This is a genomic window from candidate division KSB1 bacterium (assembly GCA_034505495.1).
Lineage (GTDB): Bacteria > Zhuqueibacterota > Zhuqueibacteria > Residuimicrobiales > Krinioviventaceae > Fontimicrobium_A.
In genome coordinates this window covers 163,649-173,198 of the sequence record JAPDQV010000003.1, presented here as the reverse complement: position 1 = coordinate 173,198, position 9,550 = coordinate 163,649, and the positions used below count along the sequence as shown (strand labels likewise).

Below are 9,550 nucleotides of genomic sequence, written 5' to 3'. Positions count from 1 at the left end.
AAATCACCCAAAACCACATCCGCGTTGCCGTCGCCGGTCAGATCTGCCGCCGCCCCCAGCTCCAGGTCCGCACTCAGATTGTCAAGCACGCGCCAGGGCTTCAAGTTAAGAGCGCCGTCATTAAGATGGAGTTCAACTTTGGCAGGATTTAGAGAATATCCAAACCCGATATCGATAAACCCGCTGCGATTAAGGTCGGCACAGAAAATACTTTCGGCGAATTTTTCTTTGCTGAAGGAAACGACGGGCGGACGCTGCGTAGGGAATCGACCGGTGCCGTCGTTCGGATAAACCAGGCCGCTGCGCTGATCGTCGTTGCGGATCGCGACGGCAATGTCCAGCCAGCCGTCGTTGTTATAGTCGTGAACGGCGACGCCGCGCGGCTCGGCATAGCCGAGCTGAGCATAAAGCAGATCGATTGTTTGACCGAGCACCAGACGGCCGCGATCGACAAGGACCGTGCTGATTCGCGGCGGCAGAGAATAGCGGGTTCTTCCTCGATGCACCAGCACCAGATCGGGTGTGCCGTCGCGGTTGAGATCAGCGGCCGAGAGCGGTCTTACCCGATGAGGCAAAAGAAGCGAATCGCCTTTCACCCAACGGCCGTCGCGAAAATAGAGAAGTATTAACCAATCCGCCGTACCCTTGCGGCCGGTAACCGCAATGTCGATGCGGCCGTCCTGATTGAAATCTGCAGCCGCGAGTGAAGTTAGGGTCAAGCCGATTTGCGTCTGAATCGATTTAAACTCCCTACTCCCTCGTTCCGGTTTGATGTAAAACTCCCAAATGTAGCCTTGCTTCAATAGTGTTTCCGGTCGTCCAGGCTGTTTCACCAAAATGACGGCGACACGATCGCCGGGGAGAAACGGCCGCTGCGGAGTATAGACGGCTCCAAGACCGTCAGGCTGAATCGACAGCGTCCCAACGACGGCGCCGGACTTTTCGCCGATGACTTGGAGGGTGCCTTCATTGAGCCAATCTGCAGAAACCGGTCGATTGAACCTTAGAAGAATGTCGGAAAATGCGGAAACATCGACCTGGTTGGGACGCGGGACCGTTTCGACAATCGCAAGTTCTTGTGCTGAGCCGATAACAGAAAAGAAGAAAAGAAATCCCAAAAAGGAAAAAAGTCTTTGTGAAGCCGCCGGATGCATAATCCCTTCTATTGACCGGTATCCTCAATAATCGTTGCCGGAATGGTTGCCCGTTTCAACGGCGTAATCAACACAATAGTATCTGCCGGAGAGACTTTGATGTTTTGCTTATAAATACAGACATGATGCCTGCCTGCGGAAAGTTGCACTCGACAGGGAGTGGTTATCTGCCTTTCCCCGTCGATGGTCACATAGACATAGCCGTATTTTTCAGCATCTTTCAACACCACCGCCAATTCGCCCATTCCGATCTCCTGCGGTGAAAAACTGACCGTTCTCTCCGATTGGGGGTCAAACGCTCTTATAGTTTCCCATACCGGGCCAAACTCAGAATCATAAAAGGCAATGCGATGCGTACCGAAAGGAATTTCGAGGGACGCCGGCAAGGGCTGCAGTTCGCCATTGTCAATTCGAATACGGTCAGCGAATGGAGGACGAGGAAAAACGAAAACCGCACTGTTTCTTTCTATCCTTTTTTCGAGCGGAGATTCGTCGATTTTTAACGGATCAACCGGTAAACGAGTCGTCTGCTGAGCACCCTGATTCACATTTTCCTTTTCCTTTTCGTTTTCAGTGGAAGCAAGATTCGGTTCCGCAGCCTCTTGAATAAATTTAAAATATTCCTCGCGATTCGCTCCTTTGAGGCCGCCGGAGGCATAGCGCATCAAAACGGATGTGAGAATGGTAACCATAGTCAAAGACAAAACGGTTACGATCACCGCCCATCTTCCGCGTGAACCACGCATATGCAGATATTTTTTCAGCTTTTCAAATCGTTCAGTAAGAAATGCCGCCGCCCCTTTTTCAGGTGCTTTGTCCAGTTCTTCCTCCTGGGGCTGAGGCAGCAATAAATCGACGACTCGGCTGATCGGCGCCCGACGATGTTCCTCGGTGTCCATCAATGAGCAAACGAGATCGGAAAGCGGCTGAGAAAGCTTGGGATTGATCTCCTTCGGCGGCCGCAAAAATGCCGCCTTTTCAGGCGATAGATCGGGGATAATTTTGCCGATAAGCATTTGATAAGCCAATGCACCCAAAGCAAAGGCGTCGTCGATTTCGCATACGGGAGGCAGGGTTTTGTCGGAGTCAATGGACTGGACGATTGAGCGCAAAAAACGCCCCAAGCCGAAGCCGAACACCTTAACCTCATCGCTGGTGTTGGACAAGAAAACTTGCTCCGGCGAAAGCAGCCCATGAGCAAAGCCGCGGATACGGGCAAACTGCAGCGCGGCAGCCGCCTGTTTTAGAACCGCAGTTACGCGCCGTTCGACGATAGGAACACCGCGCAGAATCAAACTCTGCAGAGACTCTCCCGCAAAAACGGGATAGACCAAAACCAGAGCATCGTCGATTCGTTTTGCATCCAGAGGAGTAAGAATATTCGGATGGTTCAGGATCGCGGCCTCGCGTACGATCGATTTCAGAGCCGAAAGTATCTCATCTTCGGCGGGGAGTTTAAAGACCAACAACCATACGCGGGCGCCCAGGGCGGCATCGACCGCCTCAAAATGCGACCAGTGCGATCCGGCAGACAACAGCCTGATCTTTTTGTATCCCGCAAGTTTCATGATAATGCCGCATGCTCCTCGGTTATGCCTGCGGCAATATAGCGATAGAATCGCCAAGATGCAAGCGGCTCCAAGTCCGAGTCAGCGCAGGCGAGAAATTCCCTCAGGTCGAATGAGAAATTGGACGGCGCCGTTCTCGTCCATGCGGACGAGTTGACTTTCGCGGCTGATCTCCTTCATGAGCTTTCTGGACGGCAGGCCGAAACGGTTTCCTCTGCCCACAGAGACGATCGAGGTTTTAGCGGCCACGAGACGGCGAAACTCTTTGCCGCTTGCCGTAACGCTGCCGTGATGACCGAGTTTGAGAATTTCGGCAGTCAAAAGCGGCCCATAGCATTGGATCATCTCCGTCTCGGCGGGGATCTCCGCATCGCCGGTCAAAAGAACCGAAAAGCCGAAAGCGACGCATTTAAGGACAATCGATTCGTTGTTGATATTTTGGACGGGTGCTTCGGCGCTGCGGAGCGGCGGATGCATGACCATTACAACCGCCTCCTCATCCAGCAGCAGCGTGTCGCCGGCGCTTAGGCGTTTGATCGGCAGCTTGAGCGCCTGCAAAAGACTGTCGATAACCGCTGCAGAGGGGTCAAGGGACGGCACATTGTTCCAAACGACGCGTCCAACCGAAAGATGCCGCAACAGATACTCGGCTCCGGCAATGTGATCGGCGTGGGGATGCGTCAGCACCAGCGTGTGCAGTTTATGGACGCCCTGACGGCGAAGATAGGGTACGACAATCGATCTTCCGGCATCAAAGGTTTCCGTGCGATCGCCGCAATCCACCAGCATGGTCTTGCCGTTGGGAAACTGTAGAAGGATTGCGTCACCCTGACCAACGTCCAGAAACGTCAAGAGTAGGCCGTGCGGCGGGGCCATTGCGGCACGCCAAACGATCAGATTCAAAGCGACAAGAGCCGCTCCTATTACTGCAAATCTCCAGCGGCGCCCGCTCCACGCATAAAAAATAGAAAAGCAGCACAAGACCAAGAGAAAATAGGGTGCCGAAGAAGAACCGGCTGTAAGAGAAGCGTAGGGCAAGTCGGCAGCCCACTGCACTAGTTGAATCAGCAGTTTCAAGCCCAGCCAAAGCAGGTTGGCAAGACAGGAAGCGGCCCCCGCCGTAAAGGGTGCGATAAGCAGCATGAGGAATTCCCAGATGACGATAAGCTGCACCGTGGGCACGACGAGAAGATTTGCGGGCAGAGAATAAAGAGGAATACGATTGAAATAAGCGATTGTCAGCGGCAGCGTGGCGATCTGCGCTGACACGGACACCATGAGCAGTGAGAAGGCAGCACGCACCAGGCTTCTCCCCTGCTCCTGAAGGCGACGCATACTTTTTTCAAAGGGACGCATTAACTCGCCGTAAAAGAAACCGATGCCCAGGACAGCTGCAAAACTCAATTGAAAGCCGATCTCAAAAAGCTGCAGGGGTTCAATGAGCAGAATAATAATTGCTGCGACGGCCAAGGTATTAAACAGATCGGCTTTTCTTTGCAGCAATCTGCCGGTCAAATAAATTGCCGCCATGATCGTCGCACGAAAGACGGGCGGCTTGAAGCCGGTGAGCGCAGCATAAAAAAATAATCCGGCCAATGCCGCAAGACTCCGCCAAGGCTCTCTCAGGCGAAAGAGTCCGAACAAGCCGATCAGCAGCGCCGCAACGAATCCGACGTGCAGTCCCGAAACCGCCAGGACATGGATGACGCCGAGATCGGCAAACGCTTCATGAACCTCGACATCGATGTCTCGCCGTAATCCCAAGAGCAGCCCTTTGAGCAAAGCTCCCTCTCGACCGCCGATCTCACGATCGATCAATCCGACGGCAAATCGCTGCACCGGCGACACTATTAAGCGCATAAAAGGGTTGCCTTCTCCGCGCCTCAGCCGCAAAAAGTCGCTTGGAGAGACGACATAAAAAAGCGCTGAGATTTTCTGCGCCGCCAAATAGCGGCGGTAATCAAAATCTCCCGGATTCCTCTCGCCGGGGGGTAATCTTAACTTGCCTCGGGCAACGATGCGGTCCCCATAACGCAGGTCCTCCGGTCTGTAGAACCAGCGCACCAGGCAGCGGCCGCAGGCGGAATGACCGACGCCGTCGATCCATACGCTGTCCACCTGGACGATGGCTGTTGCGCCGCTTTCGATTTCTTCCGGCAATGAGCAGACAACGCCCTCCAATGCCGTAAGTCGTGGAATATCGGCGTAGGAACTTATATCGAACGAGGACGGCAATCGGTGTTGGCGGTTGACCAAAATCACCCCTAACGAGCCAAGCGCGAAAACGCCGAGAGCCCAGAAACATCGTTTCTTTTGCCGAAAGTATGCAAAGAGTAAGGAGAAAAAGCAGCCGACGGCAATACCCCAAGCTGCCGCAGTCGGTATACAAAAGCGGTTAGCGGCGATCATGCCGAGTAAAAGACTCAGCGCCGCCATGACCGCTGGTCTATTCTGAACCCCCCTCATGTTGACAATCAGAAGTTCTTACAGATATAATCCATCAATTCATCGACCTGACGTTCCAAATCTGCCGAGGAGCCGCTGTTGTCGAGCACTCGATCGGCCATGGCGCGTTTCCGTTCCGCCGGCCATTGCGCGGAAATGCGGGCTAACGCCTGCTCCCGACTAAAGCCTTTGAAACGAACCGCCCGCTCAAGGCAGACTTGAAGGGGTGCATCGACAAAAACCGTCAAATCGCAATAACGTTCAAACCCCAACTCGAATAAAAGCGCAGCATCGACCACCACACAACGACAGCCCAAGCCCTTGGCTTTCTCCACTTCCTGTACCGCACGGCTGACCATGGCAGGATGCACGGCCGCATTCAGCCGCGCCAATGCTTCAGTATCGTTGAAAACAATCTGCGCCAGCTCGCTGCGGCGGAGTCGGCCTTCTGCATCAAAGATGTCGGCTCCGAAAACACGTTGCAGCTCTGTGCGAACTATAGGATCATGATCGACCACCCATTTGCCGACTTGATCCATATCCACGATGCAGGCGCCGCGATCCCGCATCATCTGGGCGGCCAAGCTTTTCCCGCTGCCGAGCGTTCCGGTTAATCCGACGACAGGCTTGTTCATCGCACAATCGCCACTTTGCCGAACCGATGACGCTCGGAGCTGCGAAACAAATAGACTCCCGGAGCTACCCGCTCGCCTTTATCGTTGGTCAAATCCCACCTCAGCGAATGGGTTGCCTCTGACTGCCGTAGCGTCTTCACCCTGTGCCCTTCCGAGGTCATAATAACCAACTGTTCCCCTGCCGACAAACCGACAAAGGTGACGAAAGCGGTTTCCGCCGTCGCCGGACAAGGATTGGGGAAAACAGAGATCCCCCGCGATGTCTGATCCTGTTTGGGAACGATAAGCACAATCGAATCTCCGCGGCCGAGATGAATCGTTCTGCCGTTTTCAGCGCGCAGGTTGCGCACCGTCATCCGCAGAGTGTCTCCCGCCGCCGGCTGTTGCAACGGAGTCACGATACACTCCCGTTTGGAAAGCGCCTGCACCTCCGCGGGGCGTTTTCCATTGATGCGATAATGAGCCGTATCGTTCAGCGATTCGATCATCATTTCCGTGTTGAATATCAAACGAATGCCGTCATTAGAAAAATCGGCCTGCTGCAGAAAAGGATAAATCGTCGGCGCCGGCACCCAAAACTCGGCCGAGCTTTTCATCGAATCCATAGGCACACCATTGCGGTCGGCGAGTCCGATGCATTCGATGAGGGATTGACCTTCGGCCAAAGGGACAGAAAAAGAAAGGACCCACTCTTTGCCGCCTGCGGCTTCTGCTGCCGAGCTCGGTCTGCTCCCCCTGTTCAGCCGATAGTTTACCGCATCCTTGGCCGAGACGCCCATGGCTTTGGAAAAAGTCAGACGAACTGCCGCAGCGGCCTCATACACGGCCGAAATCAATTGCGGGCGCACGCCGGGTTGTGCGGTAACCGTGTTGGACAGGCGACTGTGCGGGGGCTGCTTTTGCAGATCCACGGCTTGGACCGCATAATAGTAGAGCGAATCTTCTTTGACATCCTCATCGAAATAGATGGTCTGCACTGTCTCCGCCGCTAAAGTCAAGTTGTCCTGCCGGCGGCCCTTATAGAGGCGATAAGAATCCGCACCTTCCACTGCGCGCCAGGACAAGCGGACGCGATGCTCATCCAGCGGCCGCGCCGACAGACCGGCCGGCACTGCTGGGGCTGCTCCCTCGTCAGCCATAATCATTGCCTGCAATTCGCTGCCGTCGCCGAGCAAAAGCTCTTTGCGGCCGTCACCATCGAGGTCCTCCGACAGCACGGCGGCATTCTGCGCGTTCAGATGATGGTAAACCGGCTGCAGCTCATTATCCTGATAGCGAAAAATGTAAAAGTCGGGAAAAGCGGTCACGAAAAGCTCATCTTTGCCGTCGCCGTCGAGATCACCGGCCGAGAGGCTGCTGAGATAGTTGCGGGGTGAGGCGAATCCGAAAATACGCTGCTCCGCTGCCGCGTGGTAGCGATTGTCGCCCTCATGGAGATAAACGCGGACGCACCAATGCCGCGCATCATAGTCGTGTTCGGTATTGAGATTCGGATCCGAATGGCAACCGGCTGCAAAATCACTGATGCCGTCGCCGTCGAAATCGCCGACCGCGAGATAGTCGACAGCATCGAGCAAAGGCAGACGATCCTGCCATTCGGTAATAAAAGTATTGTCTCCCCGATTTTCGTAAATATAGACGTCGCCGTCACTGTCGCCGAGCAAAATTTCCAAGCGGCCGTCGCCGTCAAAATCGGCAATCTCGCAGTGCGGCACACCGTTGAAATTTTCTCCTTTGGTCGGATTGGCAAGTACGGCTGCTGTTTCGAATTCGCCGCGCATATTCCTTTCATGCACTTCCCAGCGATCAAAGGATTCACCGCTCGTCTGCACGACGCGCATGATGATCTCTGCACGGCCGTCGCGGTCCGTATCAGCAATACGGCCTGCCCAATACTGACGAACCCCGTCGCCCCGCCAGATTGCCTTGAGCTGAGAAGGAAAATCGCCGACGCCGGATCCGGCAAACAGATAGCTGTCGACGCCGTAGCCTGCCAGCAGTTCCGGCACTCCGTCGCCGTCCGCATCGCCGACGTCGCGCGGAATGAGAGGCAAGGCCGCGGCAAAGACCTCCTGCATTGCAGTCCCGTCCCACTCAAAAAGCTTGATCGGACCGACGGCGCCCGACTCGCCGACGGATAGAATTACCTCAGGTCGACCGTCCGCATCGAAATCGCTGCTTTTGCCCAAGAGTCGACCGAAAGGCAGGACAATGCCCTTTTGCGTCAACAAGCCTGCGTCTACGGGGGGTAGAGAAAGATCAGCGCGATAATAGAGTCCCTGATTGTCGTCGATCGAGACCAGACCGGCGCCGTTGCGCGCGGCAACTTTAAATTCGATCTCGCCCTCGACCTTCTCCTGATTGAGCAATCGACGCAGGGTGCGTGTGCGGTAGGTCAGAGGCAGCTCGTGAAATTCGTTTTCCCCACGGATTCGGTAAAATAAAGACCCTTCGCAGAGGTCGTCGGTTTCATACTGAATCAGCACGGCGCGTCGATCGGCATCCAGCATGGGCAGCACGGTGACGGAACTGATCTGCGGCGCGCTGTGATCGATGAACAGTCGCGTTTGTGCCGTCGTCTCTCGATTGCGCCGGTCCTTGACCATCAGACGAAGGGAAATCTCACCCTCCTGTTCGGGCAGCTTTTCCCAACGGCCGAGTAACCCTTCGATCACGGGCTCTCGGCCTTCGGCGAGGATCGTCCAACTCTTAGGAGACGTTCCGTATCCGAATTCCAAGCGATAACCGACAAAGAGAGGCGTCCACGCCGAGCCGATAATGTCAATCGGCCCGTGCGCCAGTCCCGCATCCAATACCGGAAAAAGAATCTGCGCGATTGCGCCGTCCGGCAGGGTCAGCGCGCGGTAAACGTTCAATCGTCCGGCGCCGAAACGGTCGTCCCATCCGGGCGTTCCGAGGTCATCGGCGGAATTGACCAGCACGGCGCGCACGGCATCCGCCGAGAGATTGGGCCGCTGCGACAGCAGCAGCGCCGCCGCGGCTGATACAAAAGGTGCCGAAAAGGAAGTTCCGTTCCATTTGGCATAGCCGCCCCTCAAAGAAGTGCTGATAATTGAGCTGCCCGGAGCCGAGAGATCGATGGTGCCGCCGTGATTCGAAAAAGAGGCGGGCTGATCGTTTTCATCCGTTGCAGCCACGGAAATCGTTTCTGCAAAGCCTGAGGGATAATGAATCTCGTTGGTCGCTGAATTACCGGCGGAGGCAACTAGGATCACGCCCTGGGCGGCTGCATAGCGCACAATATCTTCCATCAAACGCGACACAAATACATCTCCGAAGCTCATGTTGATGACTTGGGCGCCGTTCGCCGTCGCATAAAGGATGGCCGCAGCGACATCATCTTCCTCGCCATATCCGGAAGCCGTAAAAGCGCGCAGGTTCATGACGCGGCAACCGTGCGCCAATCCGGCAATCCCGATACCGTTGTCTGTACGCGCGGCAATCAAACCCGCAACGGCCGTACCGTGGCCGTGCTCGTCCATGGGATCATTGTCGCGCAGCAGGTAATCTCCGCCGTCAGGATAATTCGGCGCATCGGTAAAGTCCCAGCCGTAGAGATCATCGACAAAACCATTGCCGTCATCGTCGCGGCCGTTGGGTTTTTCCGCCGAATTGAACCAGAGACTCTCCTGTAGATCCGGATGGCGGTAATCTATGCCGGTGTCGATGACGCCGACAACCACGGAGCTGCTGCCGCGCTGGAGGTCCCATGCTTGAGCCGCATGAA

5 protein-coding genes are annotated in these 9,550 nt (G+C 55.4%); all 5 read right to left on the bottom strand.

The genetic code is table 11. The annotated features are described in order from the left end of the window. A partial coding sequence (locus ONB24_02710; GenBank protein MDZ7315014.1) for an FG-GAP-like repeat-containing protein occupies window positions 1-1,154 on the bottom strand: 1,154 nt, incomplete at its 3' end. A gap of 8 nt (window positions 1,155-1,162) precedes the next feature. After that, window positions 1,163-2,722 (bottom strand): hypothetical protein, encoded by a 1,560-nt coding sequence (locus ONB24_02705; GenBank protein ID MDZ7315013.1) that lies wholly within the window; start codon window positions 2,720-2,722, stop codon window positions 1,163-1,165. 81 nt (window positions 2,723-2,803) lie between these two features. Further along, window positions 2,804-5,188: a DNA internalization-related competence protein ComEC/Rec2 gene (locus tag ONB24_02700; GenBank protein MDZ7315012.1), complete on the bottom strand. Its 2,385-nt coding sequence runs from the start codon at window positions 5,186-5,188 to the stop codon at window positions 2,804-2,806. A gap of 8 nt (window positions 5,189-5,196) precedes the next feature. Then, window positions 5,197-5,802 carry a dephospho-CoA kinase gene (gene coaE, locus ONB24_02695; protein ID MDZ7315011.1) on the bottom strand — a complete coding sequence of 202 codons (606 nt, stop codon included), beginning with the start codon at window positions 5,800-5,802 and terminating at the stop codon, window positions 5,197-5,199. Then, the coding region (locus tag ONB24_02690) for a S8 family serine peptidase (protein MDZ7315010.1) at window positions 5,799-9,550 on the bottom strand (3,752 nt) is incomplete at its 5' end. The genes coaE and ONB24_02690, both read right to left, overlap by 4 nt.